At 63.8% G+C, this 22,268-nt stretch carries 13 protein-coding genes and 10 pseudogenes; 13 read left to right on the top strand and 10 right to left on the bottom strand.

What is annotated here, in order from left to right; translation table 11 throughout:
- Positions 1-392: 392 nt before the first annotated feature.
- The 6 genes from AWC08_RS17220 to AWC08_RS17195 are packed head-to-tail and all read right to left on the bottom strand — an operon-like array spanning position 393 to position 6,812.
- Complete coding sequence (locus AWC08_RS17220; RefSeq protein WP_007168427.1) at positions 393-1,151, bottom strand: SDR family NAD(P)-dependent oxidoreductase; 759 nt, start codon at positions 1,149-1,151, stop codon at positions 393-395.
- Between the two features lie 25 nt (positions 1,152-1,176).
- Positions 1,177-2,325: an acyl-CoA dehydrogenase family protein gene (locus AWC08_RS17215; RefSeq protein WP_007168426.1), complete on the bottom strand. Its 1,149-nt coding sequence runs from the start codon at positions 2,323-2,325 to the stop codon at positions 1,177-1,179.
- 7 nt (positions 2,326-2,332) lie between these two features.
- Entirely contained in the window at positions 2,333-3,109 is a 777-nt protein-coding gene (locus AWC08_RS17210) for an enoyl-CoA hydratase/isomerase family protein (protein WP_007168425.1), read from the bottom strand.
- Entirely contained in the window at positions 3,106-4,782 is a 1,677-nt protein-coding gene (locus AWC08_RS17205) for a long-chain-fatty-acid--CoA ligase (protein WP_007168424.1), read from the bottom strand. The genes AWC08_RS17210 and AWC08_RS17205 overlap by 4 nt, the downstream gene beginning before the upstream one ends.
- A 9-nt stretch (positions 4,783-4,791) precedes the next feature.
- The gene (locus AWC08_RS17200; protein WP_019732177.1) at positions 4,792-5,967 is read right to left on the bottom strand and encodes a thiolase family protein; all 1,176 of its coding nucleotides are present in this window, start codon (positions 5,965-5,967) and stop codon (positions 4,792-4,794) included.
- The gene (locus tag AWC08_RS17195; RefSeq protein WP_042909893.1) at positions 5,964-6,812 is read right to left on the bottom strand and encodes a CoA transferase; all 849 of its coding nucleotides are present in this window, start codon (positions 6,810-6,812) and stop codon (positions 5,964-5,966) included. Before AWC08_RS17195 ends, AWC08_RS17200 begins: the two co-directional genes overlap by 4 nt.
- A 97-nt stretch (positions 6,813-6,909) precedes the next feature.
- Here AWC08_RS17195 and AWC08_RS17190 point away from each other — a divergent pair.
- The 5 genes and pseudogenes from AWC08_RS17190 to AWC08_RS17165 all read left to right on the top strand — a co-directional run.
- A pseudogene (locus tag AWC08_RS17190) lies at positions 6,910-7,509 on the top strand (TetR/AcrR family transcriptional regulator); the annotation flags it as partial.
- A 445-nt stretch (positions 7,510-7,954) separates the two neighbouring features.
- Positions 7,955-8,857, top strand: a complete 903-nt coding sequence (locus tag AWC08_RS17185; RefSeq protein WP_170826078.1) for a metal-dependent hydrolase — start codon at positions 7,955-7,957, stop codon at positions 8,855-8,857.
- Between the two features lie 48 nt (positions 8,858-8,905).
- Positions 8,906-9,794: pseudogene (locus AWC08_RS37390) on the top strand (metal-dependent hydrolase).
- A gap of 21 nt (positions 9,795-9,815) precedes the next feature.
- Positions 9,816-11,393, top strand: a complete 1,578-nt coding sequence (locus AWC08_RS17170; RefSeq protein ID WP_007168414.1) for a flavin-containing monooxygenase — start codon at positions 9,816-9,818, stop codon at positions 11,391-11,393.
- Entirely contained in the window at positions 11,390-12,343 is a 954-nt protein-coding gene (locus AWC08_RS17165; protein ID WP_007168413.1) for an SDR family NAD(P)-dependent oxidoreductase, read from the top strand. The genes AWC08_RS17170 and AWC08_RS17165 overlap by 4 nt, the downstream gene beginning before the upstream one ends.
- A gap of 300 nt (positions 12,344-12,643) precedes the next feature.
- Here AWC08_RS17165 and AWC08_RS17160 read toward each other — a convergent pair.
- Positions 12,644-14,002 (bottom strand): annotated as a pseudogene (locus AWC08_RS17160) (IS1182 family transposase); the annotation flags it as partial.
- Positions 14,003-14,334: 332 nt separating this feature from the next.
- On the opposite strand from AWC08_RS17160, the pseudogene AWC08_RS38325 reads away from it, so the two are divergent.
- The 3 pseudogenes from AWC08_RS38325 to otsB form a co-directional block, all read left to right on the top strand.
- Positions 14,335-14,562, top strand: a pseudogene (locus AWC08_RS38325) (IS1595 family transposase); the annotation flags it as partial.
- A 158-nt stretch (positions 14,563-14,720) separates the two neighbouring features.
- A pseudogene (locus tag AWC08_RS17150) lies at positions 14,721-16,059 on the top strand (wax ester/triacylglycerol synthase domain-containing protein).
- A gap of 41 nt (positions 16,060-16,100) precedes the next feature.
- A pseudogene (gene otsB / locus AWC08_RS17145) lies at positions 16,101-17,260 on the top strand (trehalose-phosphatase).
- A gap of 147 nt (positions 17,261-17,407) precedes the next feature.
- Here the strand turns inward: otsB and AWC08_RS17140 are convergent.
- The 3 genes from AWC08_RS17140 to AWC08_RS17130 form a co-directional block, all read right to left on the bottom strand.
- Positions 17,408-17,800 (bottom strand): type II toxin-antitoxin system VapC family toxin, encoded by a 393-nt coding sequence (locus AWC08_RS17140; protein ID WP_007168407.1) that lies wholly within the window; start codon positions 17,798-17,800, stop codon positions 17,408-17,410.
- Entirely contained in the window at positions 17,800-18,075 is a 276-nt protein-coding gene (locus tag AWC08_RS17135) for a type II toxin-antitoxin system Phd/YefM family antitoxin (RefSeq protein WP_007168406.1), read from the bottom strand. Before AWC08_RS17135 ends, AWC08_RS17140 begins: the two co-directional genes overlap by 1 nt.
- 152 nt (positions 18,076-18,227) lie before the next feature.
- Entirely contained in the window at positions 18,228-19,100 is an 873-nt protein-coding gene (locus AWC08_RS17130; protein WP_007168405.1) for a MaoC/PaaZ C-terminal domain-containing protein, read from the bottom strand.
- A gap of 82 nt (positions 19,101-19,182) precedes the next feature.
- Between AWC08_RS17130 and AWC08_RS17125 the strand changes: the two are divergent.
- The 5 genes and pseudogenes from AWC08_RS17125 to AWC08_RS39655 form a co-directional block, all read left to right on the top strand.
- Positions 19,183-19,886, top strand: a pseudogene (locus AWC08_RS17125) (histidine phosphatase family protein).
- Positions 19,887-19,938: 52 nt separating this feature from the next.
- Positions 19,939-20,046 (top strand): annotated as a pseudogene (locus AWC08_RS35390) (NAD-dependent epimerase/dehydratase family protein); the annotation flags it as partial.
- Complete coding sequence (locus tag AWC08_RS17120; protein ID WP_019731991.1) at positions 20,025-20,669, top strand: integrase catalytic domain-containing protein; 645 nt, start codon at positions 20,025-20,027, stop codon at positions 20,667-20,669. The pseudogene AWC08_RS35390 and the gene AWC08_RS17120, both read left to right, overlap by 22 nt.
- Before the next feature lie 171 nt (positions 20,670-20,840).
- A pseudogene (locus AWC08_RS38320) lies at positions 20,841-22,004 on the top strand (ISL3 family transposase); the annotation flags it as partial.
- Between the two features lie 104 nt (positions 22,005-22,108).
- Positions 22,109-22,255: pseudogene (locus AWC08_RS39655) on the top strand (transposase); the annotation flags it as partial.
- Positions 22,256-22,268 lie beyond the last annotated feature (13 nt).

Genomic DNA, 22,268 nt, shown 5'->3' with positions numbered 1-22,268 from the left:
AGAAACATCATCTGATCAACTATTCAGTCAGCAAGAATGATGCCGGTTCATCAGAGAGTTTTGATGGAGGGACACGCCAACAACGGCTGTTCCAGGCGTTGAAAGGGCTAACGGGCGATACCCGTGGGCTCAGGAACTCGTCGACTGTTGGCTAACGTGACTAAGCCTCTCTCTCTCCGACTCCGACTCGGAGTGACGAAGACGAAACTGCGTTCACGCTCGTTGCGCATCTTGCAACGCAGTGCCTGGCCCACCGATGCCACCACCCGCCGCTCGCTCAGCCGCGATTTTCCGTGTTCGTTCACATGGTCGACGACGACGCGGACACTGTCCTGCACGTTGATTCTCTCCTGGAGTTGTGGGATCCAATCAGCAACTCTGACGGCCGGACATCACCTCGGAGGCATCCGTACTGCGCCATCGAGACGGATCGTCTCGCCGTTGAGCATCGGATTCTCAACGATGGCTACGACCAGGTGTGCGTACTCGGCAGGATCACCGAGTCGGTTTGGGTGCAACGTCAGCGCCTTGAGAGCGGTTAGCGCAGCCTCTGGAAGTGAGTTGAGAAGCGGGGTTTCGAACAGCCCCGGAGCGATCGTGTTGACCCGGATCAAGTACGACGACAGATCACGCGCGATCGGCAGCGTCGCCGCCATCACACCTCCCTTGGAAGCGGAGTAGGCCGCCTGCCCGATCTGGCCGTCGAAGGCCGCGCCGGAGGAAGTGTTGACGATCACGCCACGCTCGCCGCCGACGGGGTCGTTCTGCGACATTGCGTATGCGCCCAGGCGCACGACGTTGAAGGTCCCGATCAGGTTGATCTTGATTACTTTCTCGAACGCGTCGAGCGGGAAAGGGCCCTTCTTGCTGACGGTCTTGGTGCCATCGCTGACGCCGGCGCAGTTGACGATGATACGCAATGTCTTGTCCGCGTTGGCGATCTCGATGGCCCTGGTCACTGCATCCTCGTCGGTGACGTCGGCGGGCGCGAACCGGACGGTGTCGCCGAGGAGGCTTAGCGCGTCCGTGTTTGCATTGGGCAGGTCGACGGCGACCACCCGCGCTCCGGACCGCGCCAGCGTCTCCACCGTCGCCAAACCGAGCCCGGACGCGCCACCGGTGACGACCGCGCTGCTAGCTGCGATGTCCATTCGGCTGCTCCTTTTGTGTGTCTGTCTACAGGCTTCGCGCGATCAGCACCTTCATGATCTCGTTGGTGCCGCCGTAGATCTTCTGCACCCGAGCCGCCGCATACATCTGCGCGATCGGGTATTCCATCATGTAGCCGTATCCACCGAAAAGCTGCAGGCACTTGTCAGTGACCTCTACTTGTTTGTCAGATCCCCACATCTTGGCTATCGATGCGGTTGCGGCATCGAGTTTTCCGTCGAGGTACCGGCCGGTGCAGTAGTCGATCAGCGCCTTGCCGGCCAGCACCTCCGCCTTGCATTCGGCCAGCACGAACTTGGTGTTCTGGAAGGCGAGGAGGGGCTTGCCGAACGCGGTGCGCTCCTTGACATAACGGATCGTCTCTACTACCGCCGCCTCCGCCATCGCGATCGCCTCGACCCCGATGGTCAACCGCTCGCGCGGAAGTTGCTCCATCAACTGGGCGAAGCCCTTGCCCTCAACGCCGCCGAGCAGGTTTGCGGCCGGCACCCGCATGTCGGTGAACGCAAGCTCCCGGGTGTCCTGGCCGTGCTGGCCGACCTTCTCCAGAACCCGGCCGCGCTGGAAACCCGCCAGCCCTTCGGTTTCGGCCACCATCAGCGACAGTCCGGACTCAGTTTTGGCCACGATCACCACCAGGTCGCAGTGGGAACCGTTGGAGATGAAGGTCTTCGAGCCGTTGATGACGTACTCGTCGCCGTCGCGAACCGCGGTGGTGCGAATCGACTGCAGGTCTGACCCGGTGCCCGGTTCGGTCATCGCGACGGCGATCACCATCTCCCCGCTGACCATCTTCGGGATCCAGCGCTTCTTCTGCTCCTCGGAGGCATACTCGGCGATGTAGTGGGAAGCCAGCGTCGAATGCACGGAGAAACCGAACGCGGTGTCGTGCGCGTAGGCGCGCTCCTGCATCACCACCGCCTCGTGACCGAAACTGCCGCCACCACCGCCGTATTGCTCGGGCAGGTCGAGGCCCAAAAGCCCGGCAGCGCCGGCTTTGTTCCAAAATTCTCGGTCCACCTTCTGCTGTTTCGCCCACCTGGCTTGGTTGGGAGTCGCTTCCTTGCGGAAGAACTCGGCGGCGTGCTTGCGCAGGAGTTTTTGATCCTCGGTCTCCCACGGAACGACGTAGTCCGGGAATAAGAGTCCGGGCATGCTTTACCTACTTTCCGGTGAACTGGGGCGCGCGCTTGGCGAGGAATGCCGCCTGGCCCTCGTGACTGTCGGCGGAATGCACCGCCACGTAGAAATTCCGTTTCTCGTGTTCGAGTCCCTGCGTCAGTGATGTCTGAAACGCGTGCACAGCGGCATCCTTGGCCAGCGCCACCGCTAGCGGGGAGTTCGTCGCGATCCGTTGCGCCATCGCCAGCGCCCGTGGCACGGCCTCGCCGTCGGCGACGACTTCGGCTACCAACCCTGCATCGCACGCCTCCTGGGCCTTGATGGAATCGCCCGTCAAAAGCATTGCCATAGCCTTGGATTTGCCGATCGCCCGAATGAGGCGTTGAGTTCCGCCAGCGCCAGGGATTGCGCCGATCTTCACCTCGGGAAGTCCGAATTGGCCCGACTCGCCGGCGATGACAATGTCGCAGGCCAACGCCAGCTCACAGCCGCCCCCGAGTGCGTATGTCTCGACCGCGGCGATGACCGGCTTCGGAAACGCAGCCAGTATCGACCAGAAGCTCTCATTGGACTCTCCGGTGACCAGTGGCCGGGCCCGGATCTCGTCGAACGCCGTGATGTCGGCGCCGGCGCAGAACATGCCGTGGGCGCCCGCGATGACCACGGCCAACACGGCCGTGTCGGACCGCAACGCCGCCAGCTCGGCCCCCATCGCGCCCAACAGCTCGTCGTTGAGGCTGTTCTTCGACTTCGGGCGATTGATCTCCAGCAGGGCCACCGCACCGTCGCGAGTCGATCGCAAAATTTGTTTGTTCACGTGACCGCATCCCGGTAAACGTCGGCGTGTTCGGCCCGCAGGATCTTCTTGTCCAATTTGCCGACACTGGTGCGCGGCAACGCCTCGACGAAGAGAACCGCGTCGGGCATCTGCCACTTGGCGAACTGCCCCTGCAGACAACCGACGATGTCATCGCGGGTCAGCACGCCACCTTCGACGGGCACGACGATGGCCAGCGGACGTTCCTGCCACTTCGGATGGCTGATCCCCACAACCGCGGCCTCCTTCACCAGCGGATGTCCGACGATGGCGTTCTCCATATCGATAGAGGAAATCCATTCACCGCCGCTCTTGACTACGTCCTTGAGGCGGTCGGTGAGCTTGAGATACCCGTTCGGGTAGATTGTGCCGACATCGCCGCTGCGCCAGTAACCGTCGAGGAAGCGGTCGGCGTTGTCGTCGTCGTCGAGCTGGTGGTATCGCTCGATGACCCAGGGCCCACGCATCAGTACCTCGCCGACACTCTTACCGTCGTGCGGCAGGTCATTGCCGTTGTCGTCGACGATCCGGATGTCGATACCGGAAGCGGGCAGCCCTTGAAAACGCTTGAAATCCCATTTCTCGTCGTCGGTGATCGTGCCCTGCAGGGACGGTTTGATGCCCATGTTCATCGTGATCAGCGGCGTCGTCTCGGTCGCACCGTAGCCCTGCACAAAATCGGCGCCGGTGAGCTCGTGGAAATCGCGCATCAGCGACTTCGCCGGCTCGGTCGCACCGGACAGCAGTCTCGTCCTGCTGAAATCTGGCTTCACAGCAAGGGTCTTGATGTAGTCCAGCATCGGCTGGAAAATCGCCGGTGCGCCGTTCGCGACGGTCACATTCTCCGCGATCATCACGTCGACGAGCATTTGCGTGTTCTCGGCCAGGTAGCGGCCGGGTAGGATCACCTTCGCCGCGGTCCACATCGCGGTGTGCGGAAGCCCCCACGACTGGCCGTGAAACATCGGGGTGATGAGCATCGCGGTGTCCTCGCGACGGAGATTGATCGCTGCTGCCATCGCCATCGCGTGTAGGTAGCTGCCACGATGCGAGTAGTAGACGCCCTTCGGCCGACCCGTCGTTCCCGATGTGTAACACGCGCTGTAAGCAGAGGTTTCGTCGATGACCCGCCAGTCGATCTCGGTGTCGGACTCGGCCATCAGGTCCTCGAGGTGAAAGACGTTTTCCAGCGTGGTGTCGATCTCGGTGAGCGGCTTATCCGACATTACGATCCAGCCCTTGACCTTCGGCACGTGTGGAGCCAACGCCTCGGCGACCGGAAGGAGTGTCTCGTCGACCAGGATCCATTGCGCCTCGGCGTGGTCAGTGACGTAGCTCAGGTCTTCGGTGGCCAGCCGCAGATTCATCTGCAGCATCACCGCGGCGATGCCGGGAATGGCCCAGCTGAGCTCAAAGTGCCGCTTGCTGTTCCAGTCGAGCACTCCGACTGTGTCGGCCGGGCCGATCCCTATTCCTCTGAGCGCGTTCGCCGCCCGCTTGACCCGAACGTACAAGTCTGCGTAGGTGTACCGCTGCCAGTCGCCCTCCGTGGTGCGGTAGACGACCTCTTGCTCGGGATAGGTGCGCGCCGCATGTCTGATCAGGTTGGTGGTGTTGAGCTGGTAGTGGTCGCCGTGCGTCGACGGCACGCCCTTCACGATTTCCCTGACCATGTCTGTGCCTTAGATTCGTTCGATGATGGTGGTGTTGGCGGTTCCGCCGGCCTCGCAGATGGTCTGCAGGCCGTAGCGCTGTCCGGTGCGCTCGAGTTCGCACAGCAGATCGGTGAGCATGCGGGCCCCGGTCGACCCGAGCGGATGCCCGATTGCGACCGAGCCTCCGTTGACGTTGAGCTTGTCATCGGGAATGCCGAACTCGCGTTGCACCATCAGCGGCACCCCGGCGAAGGCCTCGTTGACCTCGAACAAGTCGATGTCGCTGACACTCAGGTTGGCGCGCTCGAGCGCCCTGTGGGTGGCGTCCAGTACCGCGGTGAACTGCAGTACCGGGTCCGCCGCGGCGACCGTCATCGCCAGGAACCGCGCCCGCGAAACCAGCCCGCTGCGTTCTGCGTAGCCACGCTCGGCGATCAGCAACGCCGCTGCCCCGTCGCTGATCTGGGAAGAATTGGCCGCGGTTGTGCGGCCGTCGGCCGCGAAAACAGGCTCCAGCGACGCGATCTTCGCCGGATCCAACTGCTCACGGATTCCTTCGTCGGCACTGACGGGCGCCGCCGACGGATCCAGCGGATCGACGGTGATCGGCACCAACTGCGCGCGAAACTTTTTCGCCCGGGTCGCGGCGAATGCTCGCTCATGGCTTCGGATACTGAATTCGTCGAGTTCCTCGCGAGAAATACCGAACTTGGAGTTCAGCAACTCCGACGCCGCCCCTTGCGCCACCAAGTTGTCGTCGTAGCGGGCCAACTCCACGGGCGAGTACTGCGGACCGAGCGGCGCGCCCGGCATGAACGACGCAGGCATCGGCACCTGCGACATCGACTCCACACCGCACCCAATCGCCAGCTCGTAGATGCCCGCGGTGACGCCGAATGCAGCGAAGTTGACCGCCTGCTGACCGGACCCGCATTGGCGATCAATGGTGACCGCCGGCACCGATTCGGGTAGACCCGCAGCCAGCACCGCGTGCCGCCCGATATTTCCGGACTGGTGCTCATGCTGCATCGCACAGCCGACGATGACGTCATCGATGTCTTTGGCATCGATCGCACTGCGCTCCACCAGGTTTCGCAAGGTGTGACCGAGCAAGTCGGCCGGATGCCACCGGCTCAAAGCGCCACCTCGTTTACCCACCGGCGTGCGCACCGCCCCGACAATCACTGCTTCGCGCGCGTTCAATGTTCCACTCCTTGTTCCGGTGTACGAATTCCAACGATGGGGATGTCAACCGTCTCGGCGACTTCTTCCCAGTGGCGCGTGCTTTGTCCGGCAAAGACTCGTGCGAGATCCTCGTAGGTATCTGCTGCGCCCAGGACCTCGAGGGTCCGCTTCTGGAAATGCGGTTCGATTGCGCCCAGGGCGATATAGCCGTCGGCACTGGCGTAGATCCCGTAGGTCGGAGTCGCGCCACCGAGCGGGTCGCCGGGCCCTGCGACGCCGTACCGCACGGCTGCGCCGGCGTCGGCTGCGGCGTCCGCCAGTACGATCCGGACGTGTTGGCCGGCACCGGAATTCGGCCTATCAAGCAGCGCCAACAGGGCCCCGGACACGGCACGTTCGGCACCCAGGAGGTCCACGACCGGAACCGCCGGCATCAACGGGGGCTGCAGGGTGCCGTGCGTGGCCTGATAGGTCAGGTCGTGGCCAGGACGCTCCTCGAGGTCACCGTCGTAGCCCACGATTTCGACGTGACAGAGCCCCGGATACCTGACATGCGCGTCGTCGAGCCCGAGCCTGCGTAGCGCCGAAGGGCGCATGGCGGTGAGCAACACATCGGCGGAAGTCAGCTCGACGTCCAGCTTGGCGCGGTCGCCGGCGTCCTTGAGGTCCAGAACCAAGACCGTCTGCTTGCTGGCGAGCTCTGCGTACCAGCCGGGCGCGACCGCGGCCAAGGGATCTCCGGTAGGGGGCTCCACCTTTGTTACCGACGCGCCGAAGCGCGCCAGCCGTGCCGCCGCGAGCGGGCCCGGGATGTTCACCGCAAGCGACACGATGCGAACGCCGTTCAGACTGCCCTGCACCATGTGGTCCTTCAATTGATACCGTACGACTGTACAGGAAGCTTCCTATCTGTACAAGAAGTGATGTTCACTGTACACTTGCCCGGAACGAAGGAGACGCATGGGACCGTTCGCCGATCCACGCGCAGGCGCAGACGACCTGACCGCGAAGGCGCGCATTCGCAACGCCGCGATGGACCTGTTCGCGGAGTTCGGGGAGGACCGCACGTCGATGCGAAATATCGCCTCGAGAGCCGGCGTCACGGTCGGGCTGGTTGTCCACCACTTCAAGACCAAGGACGGAATCCGCCGCGCCGTTGAACAACTCGTCGTCGACTACTTCGCGCAGACGATCGCGCAGGTCCCCGTTGATGGAACACCAAGACAAGTCGCCACGGCGCGTGACGTGGCTGTGAAGGAGATGCTCGAATCGAACCCAGCCGTCGTCAACTATCTGCGCCGCGCGCTACTGGACCCCGCAGGGTCTAAAGGCCAACTGCTCCAGCGATTGACAGAGCTGACCCGAACGGAGCTCATCAAAGCCCGCGACGCCGGTATCGCAAATGCGGAGCGAAGCGGATCCACCCAGATCATCGACATCATGGTCCGACAGCTGGGACAGCTCTTCCTGCAACCGATGATCGACACCATGTGGGATCAAGTCTCCCGCCCAGACGAGTCAGACGACGACAAACCGACACTGCACGTCGCCGTTCGCTCCAGTGGCCCAGCACCTTCAGCGCGTCATAGGAATACTTCGGCTTGCGCTGCCGGCGAGGTCGTTTGGCGACCTGCCGGCCCGCTCCCGGCGGCCGGGCCGCGGCCGTCAACCGGCGCCGAGCATTGTCACGCGACCAGCCGGTGACCTCCACCACCTGATCCAGAATCTGCCCCTTATTCGCCTTCGACGCCTTCACATACGCCTTGGCGAACTTCGCGGTGATCTCGGCACGAGACGACATCGACAGCCCACTCTCCATGCCTGGCGGGGATCACCGTTTCGCGGGCATTCTTACGTGATGCACCGAGGGCGTTTCGCGGGCACTTTTCGTGATGCTTGCCGGATGCTTGCCGACCTCGTGGATCCGCAGTAGCGTGGTTCCAACACCTAGTACTATTGGTACCTGGAACTACACGTCACACGTTCAAGGAAGGGGCTAGCATTCATGGCGAGTGACCACGCAAGGCAAGAGGCAAAGTCGGTGACCGCAGCGAGCGCTGGATCCCGTTATCCGAGGACCCGACGGATAAGCTTTCCGTTTGGCGGCGACGGCGGCACACACGGCAAGTACTTCGTCAACGACGACATCGTGTTCAGCCACTTCGTGGCGAACCTATCGGGTGCGTTCCCGTCAGGGGAGGAGTTGTTTATTCGGTCGGTGCGTCGATTCTCAGATGAGGTCACCGATCCCACGTTGAAGAAACGGGTGGCGGGCTTCATCGGCCAGGAATCGGTCCACGGACAGCAACACCGCCTGCTGAACGAGAAACTCATCGACATGGGTTACCCGATCGCTTGGTGGGATTCGAAGAAGTTTAACGACTGGGTCAAGCGACTGGAGGAGCGGCTGCCTGCGCGGCTACCCCTGGCGGTAACAGCAGCTGCAGAACACTTCACCGCCGTACTTGCTGAGCGCACGCTGGGCGAAGAGGAAATCCAGGCGATTCCGGGCGAGTTGCAGGTGTGGAACGTGCTGAACTGGCATGCCGTGGAGGAACTTGAGCACAAATCGGTCGCATTCGATGTCTTCCGCACGGTGGCGGGAGGTACGGAGCGGATGCGCAGGAGTGTGATGGCCGTGATGATTCCGACCCTGCTTCTCCTCATAGCCGTCACATTGGTTTACTCGCTGGCGCACGACCCGGATGGGCGTCGTCAGCCGCTACGGGTGATACGGGAGGCCTATCGGCTGTACCGTGGCCCCATCTTCCGGGGTTTGATCCCAGACCTTACGAAATATCTGCGACCGGGATTCCATCCTGACGACATCGACACGAACGCGTTGTTGGAGCACTGGCAAGAGGAACTCTTCGGCACCGACGGAGAACTCGTCGGCTACCTGAAGTGATTGCGAACATCCACAACAAAAGGGATTGCCATGGTAGCTAGTCAGGCAATGGCTGCGAAAAGCGGAACAGCAGCCGAAAAAGTAGCCGAGAGTACGTATCCTAAGGCTCGGCGGATTCGGTTTTGGTTCGGCGATCCCGAGCCGATGGACCACCATTTCGTTGAGGGCAATATCGTGTTCAGCCACCTTGTGGCGTTGCTGTCCGGCGTGTTTCCGCCAGGTGAGGAGTTGTTTATCCGGTCGGTTCGGCGCTTTGCCGATCAGATGACCGATCCGGTACTGATGAAGCGGGTGGCCGGATTCATTTGGCCAGGAGTCGGTGCACGGCCAGGAACACCGCCGGCTCAACGAGAAGCTCATCGAGATGGGCTACCCGATTGTCCGGCTGTTTATGTTCCCGCATGACAGCCGCCGGGAGCGGTTGATCGTGCGAATTGAGAACCTGCTGCCAGCGCGGGTACCCCTGGCGGTCACGGCGGCGGCCGAGCACTACACCGCGACACTGGCTGAGCGCATGCTGGGCGAAGAGATACAAAAGATTCCTGGCGATCCCGAGGTGCGAAACCTGCTCAACTGGCACGCGGTGGAAGAGCTGGAACATAAGTCGGTGGCGTTCGACGTCTACCGGGCCGTCGATGGGCCGGAGTGGCTCCGGATCGGGGTGATGGCGGTGCTGTACATCCTGACGATCCCGGTGGTGTCGATCGGGGTGCTGTTGTCTATTTTGGCCGATCCGCGGGGATGGCGCCCGATCAAAGTGGCGCGTCAAACGCGTGCGGTGTTCCGGGGCCCGTTGGTGCAGGGGCTGATGGCCGATCTGCGCATGTACCTAAAGCCGGGCTTCCATCCCGACGACATCGACACGACCGCGCTGGTGCAGCAGTGGCGGCAGGAGCTGTTCGGCGACGACGGTGCCCTTGTCGGTCATCTCAAGTAGCAGGAAGGCCATGAGTTCAAGTTGAGTACAACGATCGACATCGAGCAGTTACCGACTGTCGAGCGTGTCACTCCAGACCATGAAGTCGTGATCGTCGGCGCTGGATTCGGCGGTATCGGTGCTGGTATCTCCTTGCAACGCAGAGGCATTCACGACTTCGTGATTGTCGACAAGTGGGATCAGGTGGGCGGCACCTGGCATGCGAACACTTATCCGGGTGTGGCGGTGGATATTCCCTCGTTTGTCTACAGCTTTTCCTACGAGCAGCGTGGTGATTGGTCGCGGATCTTCGCTCCGGGTTACGAGCTTCGCGATTACGCCAGCGACCTTGTGGACAAGTACGGCCTAGCTCAAAAGTTGCGGCTGAACACTACGATCACCTCGGCGGTGCTCGATGAGCGCAATAGCCTATGGCGATTGACTACCGACGCCGATCAGGAGATTACCGGCCGAAATGTAGTCATGGCGGTCGGTGGCCTCGAACGCCCGAAGATGCCTGATATCCCGGGTCTCGACGAGTTCGGGGGTGTGCTCATGCACACCGCACTCTGGGACCATGACGTGGCGCTGGCGGGCAAGCGCGTCGCGGTCATCGGCACTGGCGCAACGGCGCTGCAGGTCGTCCCGGCCATTGTCGACGAAGTCGAACATTTGACAGTCTTCCAACGAACACCGATATGGGTGTTCCCAAAACCTGACAAGGAGGTCACGTCCGCCATCCGGTGGGTTCTGGGGCGTAAGCGAATCCGTTCGGGTATCCGCCTGGTGGGAACCGTCGCAACCGAGGTCGGCATGGCCGGGATGTGGGTCGGTCCACAGTGGCTGACGAACGCGAGCCGCCGGATGCTTGAGGTTCCTACCCGCCGCTGGATGCGCCGCCAGATCGATGACCCGGTCGTTCGGGAGAAGCTGATCCCACGCTACGGGTTAGGCTGCAAGCGCCCGTCGATGTCAAACGACTACTTGCGTACCTTCAACCGCGACGACGTCAGCCTGGTCACCGATGCGATCGAGTGCATTACCAAGAAGGGGGTACGGACGGCGGACGGCGTGGAGCACGAGATCGACGTGTTGATCTGCGCGACCGGGTTCAAGCTGTGGGAGGCGGGCGCGGTGCCTCCCTTCCCCGTCATCGGGCGGGGCGGCGTCGATCTCGGGCGGTTCTGGAGTGAGCAGAGATACCAGTCGTACCAGGGTGTTTCGGTTCCCGGATTTCCGAACATGTTCTCAATCACCGGGCCCTACGGATTCGTGCTCGGCTCGTACTTGTGGATGATCGAAGCGACATCGGCTCACCTGAGCCGCGCCATAGCCGAAGCGAAGCGCCGCGGTGCAACGGTCTGCGAGATTCGTCAGGAAGCCCACGACGAGTATTTTCGGAAATGCCTGAAGCGCCAACAGAATAACTTCCTGTTCACTCCGGCGTGTGCGGGTTCGAACACCTACTACATTAATAACCAGGGCGATTCACCGTTTCGGCCGTCGACGCACGGCGAAATGTACTGGCAGAACCGCTATTACAACCTTGATGTCTACCGATACAGCAGGGGCGTTGCGGTTCTGGACGCAGCCGCGGCCATGACGAAGGAGAGCCTGTGAAGTTCAACCGATTGCGACCGCGCCTGGTGGTGGTCACCGGGGCTGGAAGCGGCATTGGCCGGGCGACAGCGATCAGGTTCGCTAAGCTCGGCGCCCACGTCGTGGTCTCCGACATCGATCTGGATGCGGCACAAGCGACCACCGCGATGATCCGCGGTTACGGCCTCGGCGCGTCGGCGGCGCAGTTGGACGTCACCGACCCCGACGCCTGGGCGGTGTTCGGTCGCGATGTGTTAGCCGATCACGGTTACACCGATGTATTGGTCAACAACGCAGGTATCTTGGTGGGCGGCCACTTTTTGCAGCTGAGTCCCTCGGATTGGGACCGCCAACTCGGTGTGAACCTAATGGGTGTCGTCCACGGATGTCGTGTGTTCGGCGCCCAGATGGTTGAGCGCGGCGGTGGCCACATCGTCAACATCGCGTCAGCGGCGGCGTTCACACCCACGCCGGTGATGGCGCCGTACTCGGTGTCCAAGGCGGGCGTGAAGATGCTGACCGAGTGCTTGCGGCTCGAACTCGGACCGAGAGGCATCGGCGTCAGCGCCGTGTGCCCGGGTGTGATCAACACCAACATCGCTGATCGCGCGATCGTAGTCGGCGTCGATCAGAACCTGATCGAACAAGGAAAGCAGTTCACGAAGAAGCTCCAGGAATTTAGCGAGAAGTTTAGGGTCTCGCCGATGAGCTCGGACCTCGTAGCTCGTGCCGTCGTACGTGCGGTACGGTTTGATTTGGCGGTCGTGCCGGTGCGCACCGAGGCCTGGCTGGGCTATTTCATGCTCCGTATCGCCCCTGGTGTCAACCGCCGTATGATGCAGCCATTCTCGGTGGACGCATTTCAGCGGCTGGGTGCTCGCCTGTCAAAGACAGTGGGTGCTGCGGACCAGGGTGAGCTTGCCGCCGGTGGAGCCGAGGCGGCGGCACCGGTCACCAGCACGGGAAAGTAGGGTGCGGGCTGATCAGCGGCCAATCGTAGGTGCTCTGCCGTCAATACGCCGTGCAGCTCGGGTGAAGGGGTTCCCCTGATTCCGTGGGGACTTGACTTGTAGTGATCTTGATTCCTGCTGCCCCCGGCTAGGTGCGTGGGTCGGTAACGGATTTGTCGGGTCGGCAGGTGGATTTGTCCTGGACGGAGGGCATCGGGCGGCGTTTTGTTGGCCTGGTGGTGTGATCGGGCGGGCCGCATTCCGCGGGATGGCGGATCGGTGGCCGTAACTCGCTGCGCACGACCCTTTCAGCCGGCCGCAGCCTGCGCTGCAATGTTGTAGTAGGAGGGTTCGCAGGTTGTGGCAGGCGGCGAGCAGGCGCCATTCGGCGCGGGCGTGATGGTGGCCGCGGAGCAGGAGTCGACTCGCCCCCTGGGTGGTCTTCATCTGCCCGAACACCGGCTCGACGATCACCTTGCGCCGCGAATATGCGGCCTTGCCCTTCTTGGTGCGAAGTTTGCGGGCCATCCGCGCCTTTGGTGTCGCATTTTTCGGTGTCCGTCCCCGTGGCGCGTCGGGAACCTGCTCGCCGTGGGCGAGCCGGCCGGTCGCGATCAGCGGATCGGTGCCCGCCTTGTGGGCGGCGTCGATGTTGTTCTCACTGAAGTAGCCGGCGTCGGCGAGCGTCTGACGCGGTGTGGTCGCGGTGTTGGTGATGGTCTGGGCGAGCAGCTCGCCGAATGCGGGGTTGTCGGCGCCGGATTCGGCGAAGTCGGTCGCAACGATCACCTGATGTTCTTCATCGACGACGGCCTGCGCGTTGTAACAGTAGTGGAAGCTGCCGTCGGCGGTCTTCATGATCTGGGCGTCAGGGTCGGTGAAGTTGCGCTGCGCCTTGGGCTTGACGGTCGCGCACTGTGCTGCCTGCTCGGCGGCCCGCGCGGCCGCGTCGTCATCATGGCCGGCGTTTTGCGCCCTTGCCCGGGCCTTGTCCGCGGCCTGGTCTTTGGCGTGTTGTTCCAGGTCGGCCTTGGCCTTGCGGATCTTGGCCAGCCGGCTCTCACGGCGGGCCAATTCGCCCTGCAGGTCACCGCCACGATTGTCCGGGCCGTGGGCCTGGTCCTCGTCGATATCGACGCGTTCGGCCTCCCGCATGATCTGCTCGACCTGGGTTTGCAGGGCCGGCTCCGCCTCGCACATCCGGTCATAGCTCATCGCCTTGTGACGGGAGGCATTGGCCTTGACCTTGGTGCCATCGAGGGCCACCCGGCCCATCGTGACCATGCCCGCCTGCTGGCACAGGGTCAGCGCCTGCAGGAACAGGGCTTCCAGCGCGGCGAGGTGACGGCGCCGAAAGCGGGCGATGGAGCGAAAGTCCGGTGCGGTGTTGGCGGCCAGGTACCGAAACGCCACATCGTCATGGCAACGGGCTTCGATCTTGCGAGATGAACGAACCCCGCTGGTGTACCCGTAGAGCAGCAGCTTGAGCATCAGCCGCGGGTGATACGGCGGAAAGCCCCGGGCCTCGCTGTAGGAGGCGAAAAACACTGCCAGATCAAGCACCTCATCGACCAACTCGGACACAAACAACGCCAGATGATCGTCAGGCAACCAATCCCGCAACGACGGCGGCATCAAAAACGACTGATCCTGGTCATAGGCCCGAAACGTCTTGTCCACCGAAACCTCGCCCGGTGACGATGACGAGCGAGGCCGCGCGGACTCGGTCTCAAACAGCTGATCCTGGGCCGTCATCAAATCCATGGACACAGTTTTCCCGACCATCCACGTCGCCATCAGCGTGACACACCAACAACTCGTGGATACCGACCCACGCACCTAGGTGAGCGGGGGGTAGGGCGCAGAGCGCGCTACCTGAGCAGAAGCGCGGCGAGCTGCTTCACGTGGGTGCGTCCGCGGTCGCCGTCTTCGAGTGCTTCGAGCCAGCGAGCAGGGATGGATTCAACGCCGTCGCGGGCGCCGACGATCGCTCCTGTCATGGCCGCTACACCCGCGTGGAACGCGAGCACCTGCAGTACTACCTCGACGAGTTCACCTTCAGATTCAATCGCCGCAGGTCAAAAGCCCGCGGAATGCTCTTCTACCGACTCCTGCAACAAAGCGTCAACACCGATCCCCACCCACTAGCCGACCTCATCGGCGCCGCCGAAGGCCAAGAGCAAACTCTGCGAGCAACTGCTAAACCACTGCCCGGCAGTACTTTTGACGAATTTTTTTAAGCAAACGAGTCCACTTAAGCAGATAAGCAATAAGTATGTTCGACTTAGGCGAGCTGTTTAACGGGTCTAAACACATTCTTAACGCTCCTGGCCTACCGCCCCGGAGGTCCCGCGCAAATACTGGTACAAGTGCGAGAAACGAGGGGCGGGGACTGCGCATGGCGCAAGCGATAACACTGGATACGGCGTACCTGAGAGCTCAAGATCCCGATCAGTACGCCAGCCTGGTGATCGGCGCGGTCGCCATCGTCGATGGTGGCGTCCCCGATTACGCACTGCTGAAACAGCTGCTGGCGGAACGGATTCAGTCGATACCGCGCTGCACACAGGTGCTGCGGACGCAGAGCTTCGAGTGGATCGACTGTCCCGGATTCGACCTGGCCCATCATGTGCGCTGGGTGGCGATTCCGCGCCCGGGCGACGACGCCCAGCTGTCCGGCGCGATCGCCCACGCCCTGGAGCGTCCCCTCGACCTGGACCGTCCGCCGTGGGAGTGCTGGGTGATCGAGGGCCTGAAAGGCGGCCGGTGGGCAATCTTGATGAAGATCCACCACGGCTTGGCCGACGGGAACTCAGCCGCCCACCTGCTCACCCGGCTTTGCGACGACGCCGACCACGATGCATTCGCGAACGGTGTTGGCGACAAACATGATTCGCCGCCGCAGGCCTCGAAGCGCGGCTGGCCCCTGGAGTGGGCTGGGGCACTCGCCGGCAACTTCGTCGGGGCGATCTGGCCGACGGCACGGCCCTCGGTCGACCCGGTCCTGCGGCGCTACAGCACGGTGCGCGTCCCGATTGCCGACGTCGAGTGCGTGTGCCGCAAATTCGGTGTGACCGTCAACGATGTCGCGCTGGCGGCCATCACCGAGGGCTTCCGAAGGGTTCTGCTACGCCGCGGCGAAGAACCGCGGGCGGACTCGCTGCGCACCCTGGTGCCGATGCCGGTACGTTCGGCACTACTGCCATACCTGCCCGTCGAGCATGACGACCCGGTCCAGCAATTGCGGACCGTGCACAGCCGGTGGAAAGCGCAGCACGCCGACAAATCTCCGCCCGGTATCGTGGAGTCTGCGATCAATTGTCTGCCAACTATGCTGCGCGGCAACCTCATACAACTGTTACCCAGGCTCCCGCAGCGCGGCCTCGTAACGCTGGCGAACCACGCGCCCGGGCCTCGCCATCAGCTGCGGCTGATGGGCCAGACGATGGAGCGCCTGCTGCCGATCCCCCCGATCGCCTTGCAGCTGAGCACCGGGGTCGCGATGCTCAGCTACGGCGACGAATTGGTATTCGGGCATCACCGCCGAATACGACGCCACGGCCGACGTCAAGCAGCTGGCAGCCGGTATCGAGCTGGGCATGGCACGGATGGTGGCGCTCAGCCAGGATTCGGTGTTGCTGTTCAGCAAGGACCGCCGGCGCACGCGCGCGGCGCGCGCGTTTCCGGGCCAGGCGCAGCGGCCGCGACCGTCGGCACCCACGCCGGCACGTCACTGACCCGCTCTCACCGGCGTTGAACACCGTGAGAAGGTTGGTCAATGCCGGTCACCATCGACCCGCGCCGCCATGACGCGGTGCTGTTCGACACCGCGTTGGACCGCACCCAGGCGCTGACCCGGCGATTGCGCGAAGCCGGCGTCGACACCGGCGTCTTCGCGTCGAACGGTAACGTCCGCGACACCCTGAGTGAGGCAGCAGACAAGCTGTCGGTCCGCCCGGGGCGATGCGCCGTCCTTACCGACAACGCGGCTTGCGTCCAGGCCGCGCGCGACGGCGGATTCGCGTTGGTCATCGGCCTCGACCGAACAGGGCAAAGTGACGCCCTGCGGCGCGTCGGCGCCGACGCCGTGGTCGGCGATCTGGATGAGGTCGCCGTGCGCACCGGGGACCACCGGATGTCCCAGCTACCCGATGCTGTGCAGGCCCTCGGTGCCCTCACCGACCGGAGGCCGGCCATATGTTCTTCGACTTCGACGGCACGCTGTCGGACATCGTCGACGATCCCGCCGCGGCCCGGCCCGTCGCCGCCGCGGTCGAGGCGCTGCGGAAGCTGGCCGCGCAATGCCCGGTCGCGGTTCTGTCCGGCCGCGACCTCGCCGACGTGTCACAGCGCCTCGGTGTGCCCGGGATCTGGTATGCCGGCAGCCACGGTTTCGAGCTGACCGCACCCGACGGCACACACCACCAGAACGACGCCGCGGCGGCGGCCACACCGGTGCTCGAACAGGCCGCCGCCGAGCTGCGCGACCGGCTCGACTCGATCCCCGGAGTTATGATGGAGCACAAGCGATTTGGCGTTGCGGTCCACTACCGCAACGCCGCGCGGGACCGCGTGGGCGAGGTTGCCGCGGCGGTGCGCGCGGCGGGCCGGCGGGACGGACTTCGGGTGACGACGGGTCGCGAAGTCATCGAGCTGCGTCCGGACATGGACTGGGACAAGGGAAAGACGCTTCGCTGGGTGATCAATCACCTGCGCGAGGCCGACGCGCGTCCGCTGGTGCCCATCTATCTCGGCGACGACATCACCGACGAGGACGCGTTCGACGCGGTCCGCGATGATGGTATCCCGATCCTGGTGCGACACAGCGAAGACGGCGACCGCGCCACCGCCGCGCTGTTTGCGTTGGACAGTCCCGCGCGCGCCGCCGAGTTCACCGAAAGGTTGGCACAGCGGTTAAGTTACGCCCGCGTAAATTAGCGACGGCAACGGTTCTAACGGCGCTCAGGGTGCCAACATTCGAGTGATCCAGCACGACGGTGTCCCCATTCGGCGGTGGCACGAGGTTGGCGCGACATGCCGGGACATGAAGCGTTGGCCGCCTCACGCGCCACCCTAGGTAGCCGATCAAGACGGGGCAATCACTGCCATGCCGAGCGCCTCGGCGGCGTCGCGCATGCGGTCGTCGTAAGTGCACAACCGGCCAAGATCCATGCCGAGCCGCTGGGCAGTCGCCAGGTGAATTGCATCGAGGGTGCGTAGCTCGATTGGCAGCAGCCCACCAGCAAGATCGAGCAATCGGTTGTCGATGCGTAGTAGGTCTAGGCTCGCGAGCGCCCGGCGTCCGGCTCTTCGGGCTGATTCACCCTTGTGGAGCAGAGCCCGCATGACCTCCGTCCGCGCAAGGGCACTCGACACCCGCGGCAGCCGGGTGCGAAGGTAGCGACGCAGCGCATCCGACTCTGGCTCACGAACTGCAAGCTTGACGATTGCGGACGAGTCCAGGTAGATGGCCGCCATCAACGCTCGTGCTCACGCAGGCGCGCAAGCGTCACGGACGGCAGCTCGATACCCGTTTTGAGTCGGACCGGCTCGGGAAGGTCATCAAAGTCAAGCGTCGCACGTTCGATCCCGCCGCTTGCCAGCATCTGCTGGTACGGACCGCCCTCCGGCATCGGCGAGAGAAGGGCGATAGGCCGACCACGGTCGGTGATCTCGATCGTCTCGCCGGCCTCGACCCGACGGAGGAGTTCGCTGGCCCGCTGCCGCAGCTCACGAACGCCCACCGTAGACATGTGCTAACTGTAGCACATAGCTGTTTAGCTTAGCGCCCGAGCGATCCCCCCGAAGCCCGCCGAATGCGGGACAGGTCATGGCTGGACGGCAGGCCAGGCGCACCAGTGAACGCCTGCGCGCCGGGGCGACGTACCGGGTTCTAAGCCATCGGCTAGGCCTCCGCGTACTCCACCGCGCCGTCGTCCAACACGATCCGCGCGTTCGCGCTTTCGGCGCCACAAGCCTCCGTCCGAAACACCGCCTTGCCCGGTTCCGTCCGCCAGATCAGCGTGGTCAGCGTCTCCCCTGGAAACACCGGCGAGGTGAATCGCGCCGCTATCGACGTGACGTTGGCGGCCACGCCCTTGCCCAGCTCGGCGACCAGCGCGCGGCCCGACACCCCGTAGGTGCACAGCCCGTGCAGGATCGGCTTCGGGAAACCGGCCATGTCCCTGGCGAACCACGGGTCGCTGTGCAGCGGGTTGCGGTCACCGGAGAGCCGATAGATCAGCGCCTGGTCCGCACGGGTGGGCAGCGCGATCCGGGCATCGGGCTCGCGGTCGGGAAACTCCGGCGCGATCGGCCGCTGACCCGGCACTCCCCCGAACCCGCCCTCGCCCCGGATGACCAACGTGGTGAGTGTCTCGGCGATCAGCTCCCCCGAGTCGGGGTCGGTGCCGCGGCCGCGCAGCACGATGATCGCGTTCTTGCCCTCGCCCTTGTCCTGGATGTCCGCGACCTCGGAGACCACGGACAGCTTGCCCGCCGGCGGCAGCGGTGCGTGCAGCCGGATGCCCTGCGACCCGTGTAAAAGCATGGCCCAGTTGAACTTTCCGATCTTGCCCGCCGCACCGAACGCCGGGCAGCAGATCACCGCATAGGTGGGCAGCACCTGCTGGGTGATGTCGTGGCTGTTTTCGGTGGTGAACGATAGGTCGTCAGTTCCGGCGCCGACACCGAGCGCGTAGAGCAGCGTCTCCCGGTCCGTCCATTCGAACAGCATCGGCTCCGTCGTCGCACCGACGGCACTCGGGTCAATCGCCATACGAGTCTCCCTTCAAGCTTTTCTGCCACCCAACCATCGCAAACCCTTCCCACCGGCACCGTCGGCGGGGCAGGCTATCGCCATGCGCAATCCCAGCTTGATCAGGAAGGCCTCAAAAGCGGTAGCCGTGCTGGCCGCAACGGTAATCGTCGGCGCCTGCGGCGGGTCACCGCAGGCCCACAGCATCACCGTGACGTTCGTCCGGCACGCGGAGTCCGAGACCAACGCCAGCGGCGTCATCGACACCGACGTGCCGGGCCCGGGCCTGACCCCGGAGGGCAAGGGGCAGGCCGAACAGGTCGCGCACCAACTCGCCCACAACAAGTACGACGCCGTCTACGCCTCCACCATGGTGCGAACGCAACAGACCGCCGCGCCGTTGGCCGCCGAACTCGGCAAGCAAGTCGAGGTGCTGCAAGGCATCCAAGAGATCAACGCCGGCTGGTACGAGGGCAAGCCCGTCTCGATGGCCCCCTCGACGTACCGGCGGACTGGCTCAACGGCGACGTCGGAGACCGCATCCCCGGGTCGATCACCGGCAAGGAGTTCAACGACTGGTTCACCGCGGCCGTGCAGAAGATCTACAACAGCGGCCACAACCAACCGGTGGTGTTCTCGCATCTGTACGCCATCGAGTACTGGACGCTGATGAACACGAAGAACGCCAAGGACAGCCTGGCGACCAGTCATCCGCTGCCCAACGTCGGCCGCGTGGTGATCACCGGAAACCCGATGACCGGCTGGACGCTGGTGGACTGGGACGGCATCCGCAACTTCGCCGGCTGATGCCTGGACAGCATGGTTGACGTGCGCGGTGTGACCCGCCACGATGGCTTGCATGCGCTATGTCGTTACCGGCGGTACCGGGTTTATTGGTCGCCGCGTCGTACCTCGCCTGCTGGAAACCCGGCCGGACGCGCAGGTGTGGACCGCTACAGCCCGCAGGTGCGTGCCGAGCTGTTGGCGATGAGCAGCGCGACGATCGACCGCTACCTGCGTGCGGTCAAGGCGCGCGACCAGATCAAGGGGAAATCGACCACCAAGGCCTCCCCGTTGCTGCGGTCTTCGATCAAGATCCGCAAGGCAACCGACGAGGTCGAGGGATCTCCGGGGTTCTTCGAAGGCGACACCGTCGCGCACTGCGGTCCAACCCTCAAAGGCGAGTTCGCCCGGACCGTCAACCTCACCGATATGCATATCGGTTGGGTCTTCACCCGCACCGAACGCAACAACGCCCACACTCACATCCTCGGCGCCCTCAAAGCCGGTGTCCATGAAATACCTTACGAGGTAACCGGTTTGGACTTCGACAACGGAACCGAATTCCTCAACAAGGCCGTCATCAAGTGGGCTGCGCAGATGGAGATCTTCTTCACCAGGTCGCGGCCGTACAAGAAGAACGATCAGGCCACAATCGAGTCCAAGAACAACCACCTCGTCCGCAAGTATGGGTTCTACTACCGCTATGACACCGACGAGGAACGTGCGGTGCTCAACCGGCTCTGGAGGCTGGTCAACGACCGGCTCAACTACCTGACGCCCACCATCAAACCGGCTCTGCGGAAATGAGCGTGCAGCAGTGGTTGGCGGATATCCGCGGTGGGGGTTCGTGTCGTTGAGCTGAGGTGGGGCCTCGGTGGGTGACGATTCAGGTTCCTACACGCCGCTTCACCAACACCACCGAGGTGACCCTTGCCTGAGGCTACTGCCTGCCCGCCGTCTGTTGTTGCCGACACGATCATGCGCACCATCGAGTTGGGGGTGACGATCACCGACGCCGCGGTCGACGAGAAGACGACGACGATCTTCTGCAGGCCGGTGGCCTGTGACGCCAGGTGTCCGGACTGCGGCCGGGAGGGCCGCTACCGCGACACTGTGACTCGGCCGTTGACGGATCTGCCGGTGGCCGGCTACCCGCTGGTGCTGCAGGGTGCCCTACCTCGCTACCGCTGCACAACGCCAGCGTGTGGGCGGGCAGTGTTCAACCAGGATCTGGGCAAGTTGGCGGCCCCGCGCTCATCGACGACGCGGCGCTGTGCCCGGTATGTATTGCGGCGGTTGATGATCGACCGCACCACCATTTCGGCGATCGCCGCCGAACTCGGGGTGTCCTGGCATACTGTCAGCTCCATCGCGATGCGTGCGACCGCCGGCCTGATCGCCACAACCGGGCCGGATCGGCTGGCCGGGGTGACGGTGATCGGTGTCGATGAGCATCGCTGGGCGCCTCGGCGTCGCGGCACAGAGGGGTTCGTCACGCTGATCATCGACCTCACGCCTACCCACGACCAGACCGGCCCGGCACGCCTGCTCGACCTGGTCGAAGGACGCTCAGCGACCGCACTGGCCACGTGGTTGGCCGCCCAACCCACCGACTTTGCCCGGGCCGTGGAGGTCATTGCGATGGACGGGTTCGCCGGCTACAAGACCGCCGCCACCGAGGTCATCCCGGACGCGGTCACCGTGATGGACCCCTTCCACGTTGTGGCTTTGGCCGGGACCAAGCTCGACCTGATCCGCCAACGCATCCAGCAGCAGACCCTGGGTCGGCGCGGACACACCGGTGACCCGCTCTATGGGATCCGGCGCATCGCCCGAACCCGCCTGCAGCTGCTCTCCCCACGCCAATACACCCGGCTGACCGAGGTGCTCGACGGCGACGACCATCTCGCCGTCAAGGTCGCCTGGCTGATCTATCAGAAGATCATCGCCGCCTACGCCGACCCGAACCGACGTCACGGCAAGAAGGCAATGACCAGGCTGATCGAGTCGATACGGCGCGGCGTACCCGCCGGATTGGAGGAGATCGCCCAACTCGGCCGCACGCTATCGCGCCGCCGCGCCGACATCCTGGCCTTCTTCGACCACCACGTCTCCAACGGACCCACCGAGGCCATCAACGGCCGCCTGGAAGTCGGCGCGGCGTACCCGCCGGATTGGAGGAGATCGCCCAACTCGGCCGCACGCTATCGCGCCGCCGCGCCGACATCCTGGCCTTCTTCGACCACCACGTCTCCAACGGACCCACCGAGGCCATCAACGGCCGCCTGGAAGCATTGCGCCGCAACGCCCTCGGATTCCGCAACCTCACCCACTACCGTTGGCGCTCACTACTACACAGCGGAGCACTCCACCAACTTGTCAATGCACTCTGAATTACGAAGAGCC

The sequence above is a fragment of the Mycobacterium gordonae genome (genome assembly GCF_002101675.1).
Taxonomy (GTDB): domain Bacteria; phylum Actinomycetota; class Actinomycetes; order Mycobacteriales; family Mycobacteriaceae; genus Mycobacterium; species Mycobacterium gordonae.
This window is presented reverse-complemented; position numbering and strand designations above follow the sequence as displayed.